The following is a 19923-nucleotide window of genomic DNA, read 5'->3' as shown; positions in this document are numbered from 1 at the left end:
TCAAATCATGCAAATTCATATTTTATCAGAAAACAATAGCGTCCTGAATCATTTTTTAGGACAAATCAGAAACGTCAATGTTCATAATGACAGCATGCGTTTTCGCAGAAATATTGAGCGTATTGGTGAAATAATGGCCTATGAATTGAGCAAGGAATTACATTATTCCGATGTTGAAATCCAAACTCCTCTTGGTATTAAAAAAACGACAGAAATTAAAGATCAACTAGTTTTATGTTCCATTTTACGAGCAGGAATACCTTTGCATATGGGCTTCTTGAATTATTTTGACAGTGCCGAAAATGGTTTTGTTTCCGCCTACAGATACCATCCAAACAATGATGCTTATTTCGAGATTAAAGTTGAATACCAAGCCATAGCTGATATCAATAATAAAAATTTATTGCTGATCGATCCTATGCTTGCCACCGGACAATCCATAGTTGCAGTTTTCAACAGATTAATGGAAAGGGGAACCCCAAAAGAGATTCACATTGCCGTAACTATTGCTGCTCCTGAAGGAATTGCTTACCTGGAAAAACATTTACCTCATAATTGTCATCTGTGGATAGCCGCTTTAGACGAGAAATTGGATGACAAAAGTTACATTGTCCCTGGCCTTGGAGATGCGGGAGATTTAGCTTTTGGAGAAAAATTATAATTGGGAGAAAAAAGCAAAAAGACTACATGCTATAAGTACAAATAACACCATTTCCTGTTTCAATTTTAATTGGGCAACTTCAATGTGACTCGTAGCCATAATTGCCATTGGGGCAAAAGTGAATACTAATAAATCATTGCTTTTATTTGGCGAAACCACAAAAATTAGTACTCCAATAAAAAAGGAGGCAATTATTTTTTTAAATGATGCATGTAATAGCAGGGGCCTATGCGATATAGTTGCAAACATAGATATTACAAAAAACAAAGCTACCGTTGCATAAATAGATAAAGCCCCATTCTGATAATTATTAGTGAAATAATTAATTTCAAAATTAGTTGTTGCATTTTTATTCAAAAATTCAATGATACTCAAATTGAAAATCATCGATAAAAGGATCGAGATAATCCCAACAATAAAAAGGGCGATGAACGGCAGCACCCAATTTTTTAACTCTCTGGAAACATGAAAAAGTATTGATATAAATACCAATACAATAAAAAGAATACTCCAAAAATGAAATAAACTAGCTACAAAAATCCATAATGAGGCATCAAATATTTTTTCATTAGAAGCTTTTAGTGATTGCAGAGAAATCAGTCGACGAAGTGCTAATAAAATAAAGAAATTCGACACAACCAAGTTAATATTATCCAGTAACGAAGGAAAAAAAAGCAGAAACAAAAAATAGAAAAAAATGGTGTAGCTGCTGTCTTTACTCAATCCATTTTTCTTTGCAACGAAATTTGTAATTAGAACAGACGCTAAAAGAACACTTAATATTATTGTATTTTTTAAAATTAAAATACCTGAATTCATCCACGAAAAATCCTGAAACTGGTACATTAAAAAGAAAACCAGTATTAATATAACAACTAGAGAAAAATTTAATGGCGTAGATTTCTTAAAAACACTTGTTATCATAAGGATATTTTATACTTTTGTGACTGTAAATATAATACTTGTTTAAAAGGAACGGTTGTAAGTTCAAAATATTCTTTACAAATAAGAAGTTTTGGCGCCACTGACCATTTAAAACAATTAATAAAATTAATTTTATACATTATGAAAGCATTTTTCGAAGGAATACAATACTTATTTGTAAATATTTTATTTGCTCCCCTAGACTTTTTACGCTCACTAGAGCTAAAATCTTGGTTTGTTGCTAACACGATCAACTGGATTTTCATGATTGTTTGTGCGGCGGCAATGGTATATTGGATTATACAATTGAAACTTCACCAAGATAATGGTGAGGAAAACCAAGATACAACAGCTCACTCTTTCTTAAAATAATAATTTTTAAAAAAAGTGAACGGTTATTGGAACCTATTTTAAATCGTTTCCGATATCTTTTCTAAAATACATCTTATCAAAATTTAGCTTGTCTATGTTTTGGTAAGATTTTTTTATGGCCTCTTCAAAATCATTTCCATATGAAGTTACGGTTAAAACCCTTCCTCCATTAGACACCACATTTCCGTTGTCTAATTTTGTTCCTGCATGAAAAACAATCGAATCGGTAATATTTTCTAATCCTGAAATTACTTTTCCTTTTTCGAAATCCTCAGGATATCCGCCAGAAACGACCATAATTGTAGTAGCGCTTCTTTCGTCAACTTCCAACGTAATTTCATCTAGTTTTTCATTGGCTACAGCCAAAAACAATTCGACTAAATCCGTTTTTAATCTTGGAATAACCACTTCTGTTTCCGGATCACCCATTCTCACATTGTATTCAATTACGATTGGTTCGTTATTCACATTTATCAATCCAATAAAAACGAACCCTTTATACGGAATACCATCTTTCTGGAAACCATCAATAGTTGGTTTTACAATGCGTGTTTCGATTTTTTCCATCAAAACAGCGTCAACATAAGGAACTGGAGAAACTGCTCCCATTCCGCCTGTATTCAACCCCGTATCCCCTTCGCCAATACGTTTGTAATCTTTGGCAGTTGGTAAAATCTTATAGCTTTTTCCATCAGTAAGAACAAAACAGCTTAATTCTATACCGTCCAGAAATTCTTCGATAACTACTTTTGAACTGGCTGCGCCAAATTTTTGATGCACCAACATATTTCTTAATTCTTCTTTGGCTTCCGCCAAATCCTGGATAATCAACACCCCTTTTCCAGCTGCTAATCCGTCTGCTTTTAAAACATAAGGCGGTTGTAGTGTCTCCAAAAATTCACATCCTTTTTCAACCGTTTCAGCAGTAAAACTATCGTAAGCGGCGGTTGGAATATTATGTTTAATCAAAAATTCTTTAGCAAATTCTTTACTTCCTTCTAATTGAGCACCAATTTTTGATGGCCCAATAACTGGAATATGTTTTAATTCGGTATCATTTAAAAAGAAATCATAAATCCCTTTTACTAATGGATCTTCCGGCCCCACAACAACCATTTCTACTTTTTCCTGAAGAACGAAAGCTTTGATAGCGTCAAAATCAGTTGGACTCATATCAATGTTAGTCGCTATTGCGGCTGTCCCTGCGTTTCCTGGAGCTACAAAAAGTGTATCACAAAGCGGACTTTGAATCATTTTCCATGCGAATGCATGCTCTCTTCCGCCTGAACCTAGTAGTAAAATTGTCATGGTGTAGTTTTCTTTAGTTGTGGTGCAAAAATAATTGCTTTTGAACTTAAAAAATAATTAATTTCCAAAAAGTTACGGCTTATCGGTCATTACTTGATTAGTAAACATTATTTTTGAGAAAATATACCGTTAAAATGATTTCTATTTTCGACTTAACGCTCCAAATAAATGGTTTCCCGATGAAGGAAGCCAAATCCGAATTGCGAAAGATTGTCGCTTTTTCAGAAAAAGAACATCAAGTTTTCATTGAAAATAAAAAAGAAGAAATTGTTGCGTTTCATTTGCAAAACAATCCTTTTTACAGACAATTAGTTGGTTCAAAAAATTCTAAAAACTGGAATGATTTACCCGTTTTAAATAAACAAAACCTACAAAAACCATTATCGGAACGACTTTCAAAAGGATATTCTATTAAAAACAGTTACATCAATAAAACCTCCGGTTCCAGCGGTGATCCATTTATTTTTGCCAAAGACAAATACAGCCATGCCATGACTTGGGCTTCTAATATCTATCGTTTTGGTTGGTATGGAATTGATTTCAACAGTTCCTATCAAGCCCGGTTTTATGGGATTCCAATGGATTTTATTGGAAATAAAAAAGAACGCTTTAAGGATTTATTGAGCAATCGATTTCGGTTTTCGATTTTTGATTTGTCCGATGATGTGTTGGAAGGTTTTTTGAAACATTTTCGAACCAAAAAATTCGATTATATCAATGGTTATACGAGTTCGATTGTTTTGTTTGCCAAATTTTTACAAAAGAGAAATATTATATTATCAGCAATTTGCCCAACTTTAAAAGTCTGCATGGTGACTTCCGAAATGCTTTTTGAGGATGATAAAATACTGTTAGAAAAACAATTTGGCATACCAATTGTCAACGAATACGGCGCTTCGGAATTGGATTTAATAGCTTTTCAATCCCGAAGCTTCGGGACAGATGTAGAGTGGCTGGTAAATTCAGAAACCTTATTTGTCGAGATTTTGGATGACAATAATCAAGTTGTGCCAAATGGAACTTCCGGCCGCATCGTGATCACTTCCTTATTCAACAAAGCACATCCGTTTATACGCTATGACATTGGCGATATTGGAATTCTGGACGAAAAAAGCACCTTAAAAAAACCCATACTCCAGAAATTAATTGGGAGAACAAACGATGTTGCTATTTTACCAAGCGGGAAAAAATCACCTGGACTGACGTTTTATTATGTAACCAAAAGCTTTATTGAAGACGATGGAAACGTAAAGGAATTTATTATTAAACAAACAAAAATTGATTCTTTTGAAATTGAATATGTAAGTGAAACCAACTTAAATTTGGCACAAATTCAAAAAATTAAAAAAGCGATTGAATTATATCTGGAACCTGGTTTGAACTTTAAATTTACAAGAAAAGAAACCTTAGAAAGAAGCAATCGTGGAAAATTAAAACAGTTTAAATCGATGCTTTAGTGTTTTTTATATAGCGTGGTTTAATTAGCAATTGAGTAAATAAAAAACCCGTCATACAAAGTAATGAATGCGCTAAATTAAACCCGTGAAATCTTCTGTAAACCCCGAAATTGTGTTTCAATAAATCAAGCTTAGAAGCCGATATGGAGTTTTCTCTAATTCTGTAAAAAGCCAGACTCTCAGGAATAGGTTGCGCGCTTTTCACCTTTTTTAGAATCGTAAGCCATAACATCCAGTCCTGGCGTTTCCTTATTGAAGAGATCGCTATTTTTCCAAAATAATTCACATCATAAATACCCGTAAGATTCCCCACATAATTGCAAAAAAACAACTGCATATAGGAAAGATTTCTGGGGGCTTCCACTCTTTTATTCAATTCCGTTCCTTGTTCATTGATGCAATCGTAAAAGGAAAAAGTAAATGGTAAATTGTTATTTCTTAGAAAATTAACTTGAATTTCCAATTTATTAGGTTTCCATAAATCGTCTGCGTCCAAGAACGCAATATACTTCCCTAAAGCTTTTTCTAAACCAGTATTTCTCGCAATTCCGGTTCCTGAATTTTTGTCTAGTTTATAAACCTTAATTCTGTTGTCATTATCGGCAATATATTCAGCTATAGAAACCGTTTTGTCAGTAGAGCAATCGTCTACAATAATCATTTCCCAGTTATGATAGGTTTGATTTTGCACCGATTGAATGGTTTCTGCAATAAATTTTTCAGAATTGAAAGAAGGCGTTATAATAGATACCAATTCCATTTTAATATGCTTTTTCTTCGCCTTTTAAAACGTTTACAACCGTTTGTAGAATTATTTTTAAATCTAAGATAAGCGACCAGTTTTCGATGTAAAAAATATCGAATTTTATGCGGTTAATCATATCCGTTTCGGTTTCTATTTCGCCTCGACACCCGCTAACTTGTGCTAAACCTGTAATGCCGGGTTTCACACAGTGACGCACCATGTATTTTTTGATTTTTTTTCCGTAGGATTTATTTTGTGCCCAAAGATGCGGACGAGGCCCAACGACGGACATATCCCCAAGTAAAACATTCAAAAATTGAGGCATTTCATCTATACTTGTTTTTCTCATAAATTTCCCGATTCTAGTAACGCGCGGATCATTTTTGGAAGCCTCATTTTCGGTTGTTCCATTGATTCTCATCGAGCGAAATTTATAACAAAAAAATTCATTTTCATCAATTCCGGGTCTTCCCTGTTTGAAAAAAATAGGCCCTTTTGATTCTAATTTTATTAAAATTGCTAATATTGGCATTAGCCAAGACAAAAGAAATACCACCACTAATAATGAAAAAACAATATCAAATGATCTTTTGAGGACTTTAATCACAGGCTCATGTAAAATGGTTTTCTTTAATGACAGCACTGGAAAAAAATCGTAATAATCGATTTTTAAATTCTTTGAAAAAATTTCTTTTGTATCCGGTATGAATTTAATAGTTCTATTATTTTCATCGGCAAAATCAATTAAATCTTTCAAATGCTCATTGGAAATTTCATTCAATGAACAATAAATTTCATCAATACTATTTTCAAGCACAAAAGGTTTCAAGTCAGCCAATTTTCCTTTAATGTTTTGATTTGATTTCTTGTCTGAAAAATATCCAAAAAAACGATAACCGTAATCATTTCTTGTTTCGAAAAGTTCTTTCAGTCGAATCGCCTCCGGTGTATACCCGATAATTACAGCACTTCTATAATTACTCCCTGTTATTATTCGATATTCTTTTAAATAATAAAACAATAAAAATTTAGATAAAGAGACAAGTACTATACTAGAAATCATAAAAAAAGCGATAGCAGTTCCGCTAAAAATAACTTGTTTTTCGAAGGGGAAATAAGCGATAACAATTAATAGAAACAACACAGATTGCTTTAGTATCTTGGAAATAATTTCTATTGGGATAGTGAAGCGATAAACTTCATAAAATTGAATAAAAACAGCCGCACTGATCCATCCTATAATTTGATAAACAAGATAAAGTTCCGAATTTAAATTAAGTCCTTTAAAGAAAGACATACTCATAACAGAAATGATCAATAGGTCTATTGTAACACTTATTGGTCTAATATATTTTGAATATCTTCCTGTTTGAGATGCAGTCATAATGAGCGATGATAACCTATTGGGTTTTCGTTCTTTTCTTTTCGTAAAATTTCCATTGACAATGCTTTGAAATTGTCTTAGGTAATAATCATTATTTATAATCGGTTCACTTTGACTTTCCAACATAATATTTAATTTGTTTTGCAGGCGAACAGCAATGTTAAATAACAACTTACAGAATTAAAAATAATAAAATGTTCTTATTATTGAAATCAAAAATTTGGTACTTAACTACTTTGAAGGAACCACAAAAAATTATAGTACGTAAATATGTTGCTATTTTTCTATTTAATGAAAGATTCAATGTATATTAAAACTATACAATCTCTTATAAATCCCCAAATTAATTTATAATCCAATGCATATTATTCTTTTTATCAGATAAATCTATAATTTATTCTATTTACAAATGGGAATCCCGCAATACGATTACAAAACAATGAAAGCGAGATCTCTTCTAAAAGCAAATATATTTACTTTATATAACCCGAAAAATCTTTATGTTCTTCTTTAGAAAGTTCTTCTTTAGACAATGATTTAAAATAGTCGTAAGTGATTTTCATTCCCTCGGCTCGATCTACCTTTGCTTCCCAACCCAACAATTTTCTTGCTTTTGTAATATCCGGCTGACGTTGCAACGGATCATTTATTGGCAAAGGAAAATAAACCACTTTCTGATTGGTTCCTGTCAGTTTTATAATTTCTTCAGCAAAATCTTTTATGGTAATTTCGTCTGGATTACCAATATTGACTGGCAAAACATAATCAGAATGCAATAATCTAAAAATACCTTCGACCTGATCATCAACATAACAAAAAGAGCGCGTTTGCATTCCGTCCCCAAAAATAGTTAAGTCTTCACCACGAAGCGCCTGACCTATAAAAGCAGGAATAACTCTACCGTCATTGAGTCTCATTCTTGGACCGTACGTATTAAAAATTCTAACGATTCGGGTTTCTACTCCGTGAAAAGTATGGTACGCCATTGTTATGGATTCCTGAAAACGTTTGGCTTCATCGTAAACACCTCTTGGTCCTATGGTGTTTACATTTCCGTAATATTCTTCTGTTTGCGGATGAACCAATGGATCTCCATAAACCTCCGAGGTGGATGCAATAAGGATTCTCGCCTTTTTGACACGTGCCAATCCTAAAAGATTATGCGTCCCAAGTGAACCCACTTTTAAGGTTTGTATCGGAATTTTTAAATAATCAATAGGACTGGCTGGTGATGCAAAATGTAATATATAATCTAAATCTCCGGGAATATGCACAAATTTTGTAATATCATGGTGATAAAATTCGAAATGTTCTAATTTGAATAAATGTTCTATGTTTTTTAAATCACCTGTAATAAGATTATCCATGCCAATAACAAAATAACCATCTTTTATAAAACGGTCACAAAGATGTGATCCTAAAAATCCTGCGGCTCCGGTAATAAGTATTCTTTTCATAAGTCAATTTTACGATGGCAAGGTATAATAAACCGTTAATATTTGTATTATAAAAACAAGCTTTTTAAATCATATTTAAAATCACAACAAATGGTCTTAATTTTGAAAATAGTACGTTCAACTGTTTTCAATATCCTTTTGAAATTGACTCAATACACTTTCAATCGAATATTTTTCAATTACAAATTTTCTTGCTTTATCCCCCATAATCGTAGACTGCTCTGGGTTTTCAATTAAATTCTTAAGAACTCCCATTATTTCATGAAGTTTTGTATCTTGATGAAAATAAAATCCCCCTTCTGAAATTTCAAGATTGTGTCGCACCTCCGAATATTCATTCCCAGTAACAATTGATGGTTTAGCACTAGCCATCATTCCTAATATTTTTGATGGCATTACGGTATCAACAACTGCGTTTTTCTGAAAAAGCACATGCAAATCTGCATTGCACAACAAATCATTTAATTCTTCGTAACGAACGGGCGGATAATATTTACAATTTTGAAATTGTTTCAAACTCTCCACCACTTCTTTTCGTTTTGCACCTTCGCCAATCAAATAAATCTGAACGTGATTCATTTCTTGACAAGCACTCACAAAGTCAACGAAAAAATCCCAATCCTGCTTGGCGCCAATGTTTCCAGAATACAAAACATTAAATTTAGAAGAATCGAATAAAGGACTTGGCTTTGCCCGATCAGTATTTATCATCGAATGGTCGATCCAATTTGGGAAAAAGTATTTTTTTGTATTTGTTTTAGATTCTAATTTGTTTAGCATCCCGTTGCTGATTGTGCTAGTAAAATCAGCTCGATTAAACATAAATAGCTCAATTTTAAAAACAACGCTAGGTAAGATCCCTATTTTTTTCGAAATTCCAGTTTCAAAAGCAGCATCAAATTCAAAATCCTGAACGTGAATCCAAAGTTTGCCTCCACGAAATGTTTTTACCAACCAACCTAAAATTGCGGATATTGTAAAAGGCATTACAACAATGACAATATCATTTTTTTTTATTTTAAAAATATTAATGAACGAACCAATAAAAAAATGAATCATTTGAAATATTCTTCCTTTAAATGTTGGGATAGCAGGCGTGAATTGTTTGAACCTAAAGATTTCCACGTCATTGACAATTTCTGTGCTAAAGAGTCCTTTTTTGTCGTATTCTGGGTAGATTTTCCATTGTGGATAATAGGGAGTTGCAGCAATCACTTTAACAATATGTTTTTTGGCCAAAAATTCAGCCATTCCTGTAGAATATAGTCCAATTCCACTATCCTCAGGGTAATAATGGTTGCTTATTATTGTTATATTCATTTGCTACATTTATTCATGTTTATTCTTTTTTAAAGGATTGCCTTTATAAACTCCTTTTTCTAAAATACTTTTAAAAACCGAAGATCTGGCTCCTATAATAACATCATCAACGATTTCTACGCCAGGAGAAACAAAAACATCTGCCGCTAACCAGCAGGAATCATGAATATGTATTGGTTTTACAAAAATTGGGAAATCCGTTTTCCTGTAATCATGAGAACCTGTACATAAATAACTTCTTTGTGAAATAACGGTATTGCTTCCTATTTTTATTTCACCTAGCGTATATAAAACAACTTCATCTCCAATCCAAGAATAGTCTCCAATTTCCAATTTCCAAGGATACGTTATTTGACAAGATGGTCTCAAAATTACCTTTTTCCCAATTTTTGACCCAAAAATCCTTAATAAAAATCGTCTCCAGCTATACATAATCTGGGGTGACGGTTTAAATAAAAAATAGTAAACCAGCCACCAAAGTTGTACTGTAAATGCATTTCTTCCCCTAAATCCTTTAGGAAGTTTAAACTTTTTTAGTTGATACATTGTAATAAAATTTTATTTGCGTTTTCAATAAACAATTCCTCTGTAAAACTAGAATTTGCATATTGCATGTTTAGCAGTCCTTTTTTTCGAATCTGATTTTGGTCATCAACTAATTCTTCTAACTTATTTGCCAAATCTTCTATACTTTCTTTTTCACAGAAGACAGCATTTTGTTCTTTACAAACATCTGTGATTCCTGCATGGTTTGTTGTGAGTATTAAATTTCCCATCGCCATTGCCTCTAATATGCTAATGGGTTGACCTTCCATTTTGTAATAGGTGGGTAAACAAAAAACAGTACTCCAAAGCAATAATTCCTGTTTTTCCTTGCCGTGAACAACGCCCACATAATCAACACCATCTAAGGTATTAAAATAACGAGATAAATCATTTTCTTTAATGGTGTTTCCCGCCACCTTCAATTGAATATTTATTCCTTTGGACTTTAATTTTATTACTGCTTCCAATAAAACATTAATTCCTTTCTCTTTTATTAAATTACTCAAAAATACAACTCTTAACTCCGAGTAATTTTTTTGTGGAATTAATTTTTCTGGAGGGAGAATTAATGACGCTTCAAAAAAATTATGCAACTCAAAAACAGCTTCTTTTTTTAAGAATGGTTCGAAGTTTTTACGCAGTGATTCCGATAAAACAATCCCGTAATCAAACATTGAAATAATCTTGTGAAAAATGATTCTTTTAAGACCTTTTAACGCATTATACTCCTTAAGCAGGTGATTTCCGTGTAAGTGTACTACTAGTTTTTTTCTTGCCAGCTTCGCTACTAGTATAAAAGGAAGATATTTTAAAACTCCAAAATAGGATTGGCCTATGGTAATATAAATAATTTTTGAAAACAAGACTTTACCAACAAGCAAATACGTTTTAATGAAGTAAAATTTTCTAAAACTAATTTGACCATGTTCATGAGTAATGTTTACTGAATATTCAGAGTTTATTTTATCAACTTTCCAGTTTTTCTTCTGCAATCCTTTGGACATAACTTGATTCGCGATGCTAACGCCAGATATTGGTGGCGGGAACGGACCGATAATTAAAATTTTATTTTGCATCAAGAATTAAACAATTTCAACAGGTTTATTTGCTGGTTTGGTAAATATATTAAAAACGAAAAACAAGAAAAACAGCATTAATAAAACCCCGTATTTTCGCTCTAATACATTCTCAAAATTAAAAATATAGAGATAAAATAAAATAAGTACTAGCAGGAATTTATTTTTATTTTTCAGAGCACAACTGAAAAGGGAAACAAAAAAAAGCATGAAACTGAAAAGGCCAATTAAACCCGTTCCTAAAATAATACTAAAATACTGATTATGAGAATTGTAATACTTACCCAACTCAGGGTATTGCGTATCATAACATTCCTGCAAAATAGAGGGAACATCACCAACCCCATTCCCTATTAAATGATTTGAACTTTTAATTTTCTGAAGAGCACAATCCCAAACTGCAAATCGAATACTTGTAGAATTATTTGGATTTACAACAGCATAGGAAACTGGAATAATCATTTCTCGGAATCTCTTCTTGAAATCACTATTGAATCCAAAAAGAACATATATTATCAAACATGAAATGATTCCTAGCATAAATTTTATTTTTAAAGATAATCTTCCAAAGAATAGAACCATAAAAAAAATTATAAAAAAACCAATAAAAGTAGACCTTGCTCCGGTAAGATATAGCAAAACAACATTTACTATAATCAAAAATGCGACCATTTTCTGGTTCTTCGTGAAAATATAAATACAAGACATTAAACCCAAAACTGATGTAATAGATAGGTAAATCGGGTGCATATTAATCATCGGTATTTCATCAAATACAGTCCGGATTGAATTGTACGATATGGGAATGCTTTGGTAATAAAAATAGAAACCGACAATTATTAAAAAAACAAAGTTAGATCCGTTAAAAATTAATATCCACTTCTCTACAAATTTTCTGTCAAATCTCAATTCCATTTTTGAGAATACACAATACGAAAAAGCAAGATACAGCAATGGAAGAAATCCTTCTATTCGCTTTAGTCCATAGGGTAAATCTTTGGAGTATAGCAAACTGATTAGATTTACAACAAAAAAAAGTGCCAATATTATAAACGCTTTCGTATCAATCTGTCTTTCTTTAATAAAAACAATTATAGAAAACAATCCTAATGCAACAAATGGCAATTCCTTTATACTATTAGGCAACAGTATAAAAAAAGCTATAGCGTATAAAATACTGTTAAGAAAAGTTGATTCTTTTTTCATTTGAGACATAAGCTAATGTTATCCAAAATAATGGGCAGGTCCATAAATACGAAGCAGCCGGAAAGGAATATAATATCCAACAAAATTGAAACACAATCAATGTTTTAAACAAAGATGATTCCCATAAAATGATTCTAAATAAATATTTAAATAAATTATAAACCAGCATAAAAAATAGACCAATCCCTATCACTCCATACCTAAAAATTAAGGAAAATGGCAATAAATGAATATTGTGAATAGCTGTTTTTCCTAATAAGGCAGAATCAGCGATTCCACTATCTTTAAAAGAAAAACCTTCAATTGTAGCTCCCATTCCCCCTCCGAATAAAAAATTAAAGGGATTTAAGCACCAATATATTATCACCGCTTTTGCTTCAACAATGCGTTGGCTGAGTGACAGTAATGCGGGAGAATTCCAATCTGCATTGCCTTTTAGTAATAAATATATCTGAACCAATCGGCCTTTTAGAGTAGAATTCTCTGGGAAATAATTAATGATGACCTTTAATATATCATCCAAAAAGAAAAAACAAAGCAGCAGAAAAACTACTAGTAGTAGCAGAAAATCATTGATATTTTTTTTTGAAAATCTTTTTTGTACAAAGGCAAAAAACAACACCAAAATAAAAACAAGTAACAAGGCTCTATTTGATTTAAGTATTTGAAAAAAGAAAGGAAGTACATACAAAAACATCAAGCCATAATTTTTTTTATTGTAATGATATAATGCATAAACTAGCGTAAAAACTATTGTAAAAGAAGGTAAATCAATACTTAAAAAAACTGCTATTACTGAAAAAAATAAGATAGCGATAACAAAATAATGTTCCTGCCTTAGCGTTAATTCAACCGTAATTTCATCTAGCAATTTTTGATTATTGTAAAAAATCCGGTACAAAAAATAGCCAAAAAGGATATAAATCATATCTGTAAAAAGATATAAAATGGAATTTCGGTGCAGTATGCCGACCAAAAAACCTAGAATAGTAAAGCTTACCCATCCTAAAACCAAAAGGTTTTCTGAGTTTGCTTTTAAACTGATCTTAAAAAAATTCTTGTGATAAAATTTACTTTTGAGAAAGAATAAAAGGGTGAAAAATAATGACACCAACCTTAGGTATGGTATCATTTGAAATTGCCGATAGCCCAGTAATTTAAAAAAATAAAAAAAACTAGTCTCCACTAAACTTATAAATAATATAAATTCAAAAAGGACTGGCAAAGATGTTTTTCTAAAATATAGTTTCATCAAATAAAAATAAAATGTTTTATTATTTATCTGAATAGTATATTTTTAATTTAGGCCTTAAACTTGCATCACTATTATTACTTGATGCTAAAAGAACTAAAGAACTACTATTTTCATCTATCAACTTTAATAAAAATCCATAACTATTGTCTTTGTCATCAGAAAAATCTTGAACTAATCTAGTGACATTAATTCTCTTTGGGTCTTCGTTAAGTTCCGTTTTATTCGTAAAAACCTGGTTATTATCAGTTGTAATTGGTGCATTTGCCCAATTCACTTCGGTCTCGTCCCAAGGAGAGATTATACGTTTAATAATAAAACCATTTTCACCATAACTTTCTTTACCTATTGCAGATTTTGCATTGAATTTTAATTGTAAAAAAGCACTATCTACTTTTATATTAGCCGGTATTTCCTTGAAATTAATAACCACCCTATTAACATTTATAGAATCTCCTTGTTTTGATGAATATAAATGGATGTTTTCTTCTTCATAAAAATTTTGATGCGGTAAAAATTTACAGATTAAAGCATCTTCTATGCTGCCATTTTTTGCTTCCAATACTAATTTCTTTGAGCTCTTAGAACAAGAAGCCAACAACAAAGTAAAAAGCCCCAAAGCCACTACGTTAGTTATTCTCATTTTTATACTTTTTTTTCAAAATTAACTTTTTTAATCACTTCTATTGTACTATTTAAATTATTTTAAATTTAAAATTGTAGTAAAATCTAATTAGTAATTGGATAAAATCTACCAAAACCCGAATCATAATTACATTTAAAAAATTCAATTGATTGCTGGTTTTTAAAACAACCAACAAGAAAATAAATACTATTGCTGATATTATCAAAGACCAATTGTACTGCTTATAATATCCGTTTGCCACAAGAATACAATTTCCTATGACTATTGTTAAGCTTACTATAGGAATTAAAATCAAAAGTAAATTTAGTACATAACTGTATTTATACATTTCAATTCCTCCAAAAATTACAATTACATTTTCAGAAAAAACATACAACAAAAGGGAGGTTATTGTACTAATAATAAAAGTTGCAATTGTAATCTTTTGAAGTAAGTTTTTACTTACGCCTCTGATTATAACAGGGAAAAGTGCTTGATGCAAAATTTCAAATGGAATGATAAAAACAAAAACGATTTTAATAGCGATATCAAAGCCGGCAACTTGTCCTTTAGTAAACAAATAACCTATTAAAAATATCGTACCCAGATTAAATAAAAAAGTAGAAAACTTGCCTATAAAAAAGAGGTATCCTTCTTTTAAATAGCTTTTTATTAAATCAAAAGTAACCGCAACAAATTTAAAGTTGGCTTCTTTTTTCATCATTAAAAAACCTAAAAAGCCCCAAATGATATTGGTGATCACTAAAAACAAAATATATAACTGAATATCTGCATTGTTTTTGATAAAGAAAAAAGTAAGTAAAACTAGGATTAGTTTAGAGAAAAAAGTAATAACGGTAATGGTTTTCATTTTCTCAATACCTTGAAAAAACCAAATGGGAGTCAATACTTCCCCAATTCCCATAATCATCATTAAGAAAATTAAATTAATAATGTTGTTGATTTCGATATTAAAAGTGAGTGGAACCAATAAAATAAAGGAAATGAGAAATAAAATTCCTTTGATATAATAAATGCAGGAAATTGCTTTGTTTAGCTCTTTATGATTGTTTTTGTTTTCAACTACATATTTAGCTGCATATAAATCAAACCCAAAATTCATTAACATTATAAAATACTGAACAATTGAGTCGACCCATGTTAATGTTCCGTATCCATTCTCACCCAAAACTCTAATCAAGTAACCCACCAGAATATACTTAGACCCAATATTCAAAAACTTCATTACACCAATGTAAAAAAAGTTAGATATCAAGTTTAATCTCGTTCTACTTAAATTCATCGACATCCTATATTTTGATCATATTTGCCCTATTTAAATGTAATTAACACTATTTTAAACCCAAATTATTAATTGTTTAAATTTGCTTTTACAGACTGTTTTCGATAAAAAGCAATAAAAAAATGTATTAGAATAAAAATCAAAAGGAACAAAATTGGCAAAACTAATTTTAATTTTCCGTTAATTGTGTTTTTGCTCTCCACATTCAATATAAAACTATTATCCTTAACAATTTTATCAAAACCTGCCAAACTAATTCGACGAATCCCTTGTTCATTTATTAAATTATCCTTCGTCTTAATAACATCATTTAGCTGGGTGTTTTCATTATAATAAACCAGTTTATCACTTTTTTGAGCACCGTTTACCATATTGGAAAATCCATTTAAGACTTTATTAATTTGTGAAATAATAGTATCATTTTGACTCATCTTTATTTCAACATTTTTAATCGATATCTTTTGAATTTTAGTAAAATAATCAGATTTATTTAAATAATTTAATAACGGTTGAATAGTTGTTTTATCATTTGTCAATCCATTTGTTTTTAAAGCGATAGTATGAAAAGTATAATTTTTACTGGTCAACTTGTCTTCAAGAATTTTATTAATATCGCCGTCTGCAGAAAGCAACTTTATTAATTCAAAATTTTCTGTTTTGTTTTCAATAAATTTATAAACATCCGTGATGGGTTTTATCTCTATTTTTTTTAATTCCTTTGGTTTATCGATACCTACCATTTCTTTTAAAAAAACCGTGTCTCCTTCATTGATTTTTGATTGTATCAAATCAATTTTTGAATACAAATAATCAGTGCTGCCAAAATTTGGTGTTACAATAATTTGACTATCATAGCTTTTTTGAGTATGGTCTAAAAATAATCCGATACCAACTCCAACTACGACCAAAAATAAAATTACAATCGCATTTTTTATAAAAAACTGAATGCTATCGAATATAAGAGCATTAATTTTATCAAAAAAACTTCTTATCTTTTTGGAAATTTGCGTTAAATCAATTTCTTGATCTTCAGTATTATGTTGGGGTAGGTTTGCACTCATGTTATGTTTTTATTTTGCGTTGAAAATTTGTTCCAATATCTTAATAGTAATCAAATAGGTTGGCTTTACTCCTGTAGTTCCCAGTCCGCCCGAAGCTAGTGTGCTACCGGTTTCCAGTGGATTATCTGAAGCATAATAAGCATATCTCACTTTGACATCTAATGGAACACTTTTTCTTATTTTGGATGCGGATTGAATGGCTTTTTGATAATAAGAACCTTCCATTTCCAATCCAATAACACCCCAAGTCGATTCATGGAAAAACTTCAATAAATCCCTGTTTTGTAATGAAGTCCCCAGTACAGTAACCATTGGTCCTGCAAAAACTGAAATCCCATTTCCTTCAAACATGTCTGGCGTTAGTTCATTTTGGAAAAAATAATTGTCTGCCGTTCCTTCATTGATATGCGCATTCGGGATCATGATATCTCCTTTTCCGCCTTCCAGAATTCCCGCTTTTCCCATTATAGAAACCGATTCTACATTCAATAAAGTCTCCTTTTTATAAGGTTTCAATAATTCATCAATAGTTTCATACGCTTGCTCGCCAAAAGCATAATCCATAACTATTAATACCGGTTGTTTATCGCCTGTATTTGCTTTTGGAAACGACGTTTTAGCCCAGTCCATTTTGGCTGTATCAAAAATTTGAACATCGATATTCGTTCCTGATGTATCCGGCAAGGAAATCATTCCGCATTTCAAAGCGACTTCTTCCACCTGATTGCGAACTTCGTTTGCGCCCGACTTGCTTAATTCTTCATAAATAAAGAAATCTGTTTTGCCTTTAAATTTGGTTTTTAAAACCTCTGTTGCAAAAATAGAGTTCATTACACTGTGCATATTGGCACTGATTACATGAATTGGACGGCCTAAAAGATTGTTTTCTTTCAGAACTTCCTTGATGTTGGTCGCCCATATTTCGCCATGAATATGATGACCTAAACGTTCTCTCAAAATAGGGCTGAAAGTAATGGTTCTTTTGTTATCATCAACAACTTCTTCTATTGCCAATTTTCCTAACCAGAAAATCACGTGCAAAAAGCGATCCGGCGAAGCAGCCGAACCAAAGGCATCGTAAATATCTAAAACTTCTTCAAATGTCCGTCCAAGGATATTTGCTGCGTGCGAAATTGCCTTCTCTTTTTCTATGAGAGTCAGTTTTTTATTTTGCGAAACGGCTTGTTCCAGTTTAAACCAGTCGCGTGATACTTCACCGGCGTCATCCAGCAAAACTCTGTTTCTGATTTTATGAGATTCGATGAAAATAAAAGTCAAATGCGTCAAAATATCATAGATATCCGAACGTCCACGCGTAATCTCCACGTTCATTTGTTCCTCATCAATTCTATAGCAATTACGCCGTCTTTTAGGTGGAACAATCGCTTGGAAATGGGATTTAGAATATCCTTCTTCCGAAGTTAAATTGATAAAACGACATTCTTCAATTCCTAATGGAAGGCGTTCAATAACATATAAAAGTCCGTTTAATTCTACTTTTTCTTCACCAATATTTCCATATATTTCTGGACGTAGCGCCAATAAAGCTTCTCTTAAAGTATCTCCAGAAATACCCATTGGTTTATAAAAACCTCTATTGAATAAATGGCGCATCGTGATGTACATTTTTTCAATAGCTGCCGATGATTCTTGTGCTCTGGATCTTGATATATTTTTAGTTTCTTTCATTCTTTTTTATTTTCTAACCCGTAAATGTAATTCTTTTATTTATTGTTTTAATAAATCTACAATACTCCTATCATTAGAAAGTCTTGGTATTTTATTCTGTCCTCCTAATTTTCCTATTGATTTCATATAGTCCTGAAACCCGTTTTTTGCCACTTTGGTAAGCACCACTTTTCGCAATACGTTCCCCACAATCAAATCGTCATAATACATATTTTGCTTTCTCATGGCATTGTCTAACGCTTCCGCAAAAGCTGCGATGTCTTCCGGCTCGTTCTCGAATTCGATGAACCATTCATGATAAGGCAGTCCTTCTGCCGGCGTGATTTGAGGCGCAACCGTAAATTCATTGATTCGAACAGCGGTTCCAATTATCGCTTCCTGCAAGGCACTTTCGACTTCCTTGCCAATCACGTGTTCCCCAAAAGCCGAAATATAATGTTTGATTCTTCCCGAAAAAATAATTCGATACGGTTTCAACGAAGTAAACTGCACGATATCGCCAATATTATAGCCCCAAAGTCCCGCATTAGTAGAAATAATCAAAACATAGTTTACATTCAATTCTACTTCGCCAATGGTATAACGTCTTGGCTTATCCGTATAAAATTCGTCACTTTTTATAAATTCATAAAAAATTCCCGAATTCAACAACAATAGCATTCCCTTTTCTTTTTGGGAATCTTGGTAGGCAAAAAATCCTTCCGAAGCTGGGAAAAGTTCAATGCTGTCCACTTTCCGACCTATCAAATTTTCGAATTTAGCGCGATACGGTTCATAGTTGACACCACCGTAAATAAATAAATTGAAGTTCTTGAAGATTTCACCAACTGGCTTCCCACCTTTTTGTTGCAATTTTTCAAAATACATTTGTACCCAAGAAGGAATTCCGGAAATCACCGTCATATTTTCGTTGAATGTTTCTTCGACAATCGCATTTACTTTGGTTTCCCAATCTTCTATGCAATTCGTTTCCCAAGAAGGCATTCGGTTTTTTTGCAGATATTTTGGAACAAAATGAGCAACAATTCCGGATAATCTGCCCAGTTTTATACCGTACTTTTCTTCCAGAATAGGACTTCCCTGCAGGAAAATCATTTTTCCATCAATAAAATCCATTTTTCCAGTTTCATGGATATAATGCAAAATAGCGTTTCGAGCCGCTTCAATATGATACGGCATCGATTCCTTGGTCAACGGAATGTATTTTGCCCCGGAAGTTGTTCCAGATGTTTTAGCAAAATACAATGGTTTTCCTTTCCAAAGTACATTCTCTTCTCCTTTTACAACCTTGTCAACATAAGTTTTCAAACCTTCATAATCCCGAACTGGAACATTTTTTGCAAAATCAGCACTTGAATTTATAGTATCAAAATGATGGTCAATGCCAAATTGAGTTCCTTTAGCTTCTTTGATTAATTTTTGTAAAACTTTGTTTTGGGTTGCAACAGGATTTTTGGCCCAAGCTTGTGTTTCTTTATATATTTTGTTTGCAAAAAGTTTTGCAGCGACTGATTTTATTGACATTTTTAAATTTGTT

18 protein-coding genes are annotated in these 19923 nt (G+C 31.9%); 3 read left to right on the top strand and 15 right to left on the bottom strand.

Features of this window, described 5'->3' with window-relative positions; translation table 11 throughout:
- The first annotated feature begins 7 nt into the window (after window positions 1–7).
- Window positions 8–661, top strand: coding sequence for a uracil phosphoribosyltransferase (gene upp, locus BUC23_RS11085; protein WP_073209402.1), 654 nt, complete (start codon window positions 8–10; stop codon window positions 659–661).
- Here the strand turns inward: upp and BUC23_RS11080 are convergent.
- Window positions 656–1585, bottom strand: a complete 930-nt coding sequence (locus BUC23_RS11080; protein ID WP_073209400.1) for a DUF6427 family protein — start codon at window positions 1583–1585, stop codon at window positions 656–658. The two genes, upp and BUC23_RS11080, sit on opposite strands and share 6 nt — an antisense overlap.
- 141 nt (window positions 1586–1726) lie before the next feature.
- Here BUC23_RS11080 and BUC23_RS11075 point away from each other — a divergent pair, with 141 nt between their 5' ends.
- Window positions 1727–1957, top strand: a complete 231-nt coding sequence (locus BUC23_RS11075; RefSeq protein WP_073209398.1) for a DUF6341 family protein — start codon at window positions 1727–1729, stop codon at window positions 1955–1957.
- A 33-nt stretch (window positions 1958–1990) separates the two neighbouring features.
- Here BUC23_RS11075 and purD read toward each other — a convergent pair whose 3' ends face one another.
- Complete coding sequence (gene purD / locus BUC23_RS11070; RefSeq protein WP_073209397.1) at window positions 1991–3265, bottom strand: phosphoribosylamine--glycine ligase; 1275 nt, start codon at window positions 3263–3265, stop codon at window positions 1991–1993.
- Window positions 3266–3399: 134 nt separating this feature from the next.
- On the opposite strand from purD, the gene BUC23_RS11065 reads away from it, so the two are divergent.
- Window positions 3400–4722 carry a phenylacetate--CoA ligase family protein gene (locus BUC23_RS11065; protein ID WP_073209395.1) on the top strand — a complete coding sequence of 441 codons (1323 nt, stop codon included), beginning with the start codon at window positions 3400–3402 and terminating at the stop codon, window positions 4720–4722.
- On the opposite strand, the gene BUC23_RS11060 is transcribed toward BUC23_RS11065, so the two are convergent.
- The 13 genes from BUC23_RS11060 to BUC23_RS11000 form a co-directional block, all read right to left on the bottom strand.
- Window positions 4706–5482: a glycosyltransferase family 2 protein gene (locus tag BUC23_RS11060; RefSeq protein WP_073209393.1), complete on the bottom strand. Its 777-nt coding sequence runs from the start codon at window positions 5480–5482 to the stop codon at window positions 4706–4708. The genes BUC23_RS11065 and BUC23_RS11060 overlap by 17 nt on opposite strands.
- Before the next feature lies 1 nt (window position 5483).
- On the bottom strand, window positions 5484–6851 hold the full coding sequence (locus tag BUC23_RS11055) for an undecaprenyl-phosphate glucose phosphotransferase (RefSeq protein WP_073209538.1): 1368 nt from the start codon (window positions 6849–6851) through the stop codon (window positions 5484–5486).
- A gap of 473 nt (window positions 6852–7324) precedes the next feature.
- The gene (locus BUC23_RS11050; RefSeq protein WP_073209391.1) at window positions 7325–8308 is read right to left on the bottom strand and encodes a UDP-glucuronic acid decarboxylase family protein; all 984 of its coding nucleotides are present in this window, start codon (window positions 8306–8308) and stop codon (window positions 7325–7327) included.
- Between the two features lie 117 nt (window positions 8309–8425).
- Window positions 8426–9628, bottom strand: coding sequence for a glycosyltransferase (locus BUC23_RS11045; RefSeq protein WP_073209389.1), 1203 nt, complete (start codon window positions 9626–9628; stop codon window positions 8426–8428).
- Window positions 9629–9637: 9 nt separating this feature from the next.
- Window positions 9638–10174, bottom strand: a complete 537-nt coding sequence (locus BUC23_RS11040; RefSeq protein WP_073209387.1) for a WcaF family extracellular polysaccharide biosynthesis acetyltransferase — start codon at window positions 10172–10174, stop codon at window positions 9638–9640.
- Complete coding sequence (locus BUC23_RS11035; RefSeq protein ID WP_073209386.1) at window positions 10162–11250, bottom strand: glycosyltransferase family 4 protein; 1089 nt, start codon at window positions 11248–11250, stop codon at window positions 10162–10164. Before BUC23_RS11035 ends, BUC23_RS11040 begins: the two co-directional genes overlap by 13 nt.
- A gap of 6 nt (window positions 11251–11256) precedes the next feature.
- A complete protein-coding gene (locus BUC23_RS11030; RefSeq protein ID WP_073209384.1) occupies window positions 11257–12456 on the bottom strand; it encodes an O-antigen ligase family protein in 1200 nt (399 codons plus the stop codon).
- Complete coding sequence (locus tag BUC23_RS17350; RefSeq protein ID WP_139259839.1) at window positions 12431–13327, bottom strand: hypothetical protein; 897 nt, start codon at window positions 13325–13327, stop codon at window positions 12431–12433. The genes BUC23_RS11030 and BUC23_RS17350 overlap by 26 nt, the downstream gene beginning before the upstream one ends.
- 403 nt (window positions 13328–13730) lie before the next feature.
- Window positions 13731–14351, bottom strand: coding sequence for a DNRLRE domain-containing protein (locus BUC23_RS11020; protein WP_073209380.1), 621 nt, complete (start codon window positions 14349–14351; stop codon window positions 13731–13733).
- Window positions 14352–14403: 52 nt separating this feature from the next.
- Window positions 14404–15636 (bottom strand): oligosaccharide flippase family protein, encoded by a 1233-nt coding sequence (locus BUC23_RS11015; RefSeq protein WP_167365577.1) that lies wholly within the window; start codon window positions 15634–15636, stop codon window positions 14404–14406.
- Window positions 15637–15704: 68 nt separating this feature from the next.
- Window positions 15705–16697 carry a hypothetical protein gene (locus BUC23_RS11010; RefSeq protein WP_073209376.1) on the bottom strand — a complete coding sequence of 331 codons (993 nt, stop codon included), beginning with the start codon at window positions 16695–16697 and terminating at the stop codon, window positions 15705–15707.
- Window positions 16698–16706: 9 nt separating this feature from the next.
- Complete coding sequence (locus BUC23_RS11005; protein ID WP_073209374.1) at window positions 16707–18386, bottom strand: DUF6909 family protein; 1680 nt, start codon at window positions 18384–18386, stop codon at window positions 16707–16709.
- A gap of 39 nt (window positions 18387–18425) precedes the next feature.
- Complete coding sequence (locus tag BUC23_RS11000; RefSeq protein ID WP_073209372.1) at window positions 18426–19910, bottom strand: GH3 family acyl-acid amido synthetase; 1485 nt, start codon at window positions 19908–19910, stop codon at window positions 18426–18428.
- Window positions 19911–19923 lie beyond the last annotated feature (13 nt).

Origin of the sequence: Flavobacterium xinjiangense, from assembly GCF_900142885.1 — a bacterium.
GTDB classification, from domain to species: Bacteria; Bacteroidota; Bacteroidia; order Flavobacteriales; family Flavobacteriaceae; genus Flavobacterium; species Flavobacterium xinjiangense.
Note: the sequence above shows the minus strand (reverse complement) of the source record. Positions and strands in the feature narration are given on the sequence as shown.

Bases quoted from the DNA above. Each gene is read 5' to 3' on its own strand.
- BUC23_RS11080 (WP_073209400.1), bottom strand. From the start codon at position 1,585: ATGATAACAAGTGTTTTTAAGAAATCTACGCCATTAAATTTTTCTCTA.
- purD (WP_073209397.1), bottom strand. From the start codon at position 3,265: ATGACAATTTTACTACTAGGTTCAGGCGGAAGAGAGCATGCATTCGCA.
- BUC23_RS11015 (WP_167365577.1), bottom strand. From the start codon at position 15,636: ATGAATTTAAGTAGAACGAGATTAAACTTGATATCTAACTTTTTTTAC.
- BUC23_RS11035 (WP_073209386.1), bottom strand. From the start codon at position 11,250: ATGCAAAATAAAATTTTAATTATCGGTCCGTTCCCGCCACCAATATCT.
- BUC23_RS11075 (WP_073209398.1), top strand. From the start codon at position 1,727: ATGAAAGCATTTTTCGAAGGAATACAATACTTATTTGTAAATATTTTA.
- BUC23_RS11000 (WP_073209372.1), bottom strand. From the start codon at position 19,910: ATGTCAATAAAATCAGTCGCTGCAAAACTTTTTGCAAACAAAATATAT.
- BUC23_RS11065 (WP_073209395.1), top strand. From the start codon at position 3,400: ATGATTTCTATTTTCGACTTAACGCTCCAAATAAATGGTTTCCCGATG.
- upp (WP_073209402.1), top strand. From the start codon at position 8: ATGCAAATTCATATTTTATCAGAAAACAATAGCGTCCTGAATCATTTT.
- BUC23_RS11005 (WP_073209374.1), bottom strand. From the start codon at position 18,386: ATGAAAGAAACTAAAAATATATCAAGATCCAGAGCACAAGAATCATCG.
- BUC23_RS11010 (WP_073209376.1), bottom strand. From the start codon at position 16,697: ATGAGTGCAAACCTACCCCAACATAATACTGAAGATCAAGAAATTGAT.
- BUC23_RS11020 (WP_073209380.1), bottom strand. From the start codon at position 14,351: ATGAGAATAACTAACGTAGTGGCTTTGGGGCTTTTTACTTTGTTGTTG.
- BUC23_RS11055 (WP_073209538.1), bottom strand. From the start codon at position 6,851: ATGACTGCATCTCAAACAGGAAGATATTCAAAATATATTAGACCAATA.
- BUC23_RS11030 (WP_073209384.1), bottom strand. From the start codon at position 12,456: ATGAAAAAAGAATCAACTTTTCTTAACAGTATTTTATACGCTATAGCT.
- BUC23_RS11050 (WP_073209391.1), bottom strand. From the start codon at position 8,308: ATGAAAAGAATACTTATTACCGGAGCCGCAGGATTTTTAGGATCACAT.
- BUC23_RS11045 (WP_073209389.1), bottom strand. From the start codon at position 9,628: ATGAATATAACAATAATAAGCAACCATTATTACCCTGAGGATAGTGGA.
- BUC23_RS11060 (WP_073209393.1), bottom strand. From the start codon at position 5,482: ATGGAATTGGTATCTATTATAACGCCTTCTTTCAATTCTGAAAAATTT.
- BUC23_RS11040 (WP_073209387.1), bottom strand. From the start codon at position 10,174: ATGTATCAACTAAAAAAGTTTAAACTTCCTAAAGGATTTAGGGGAAGA.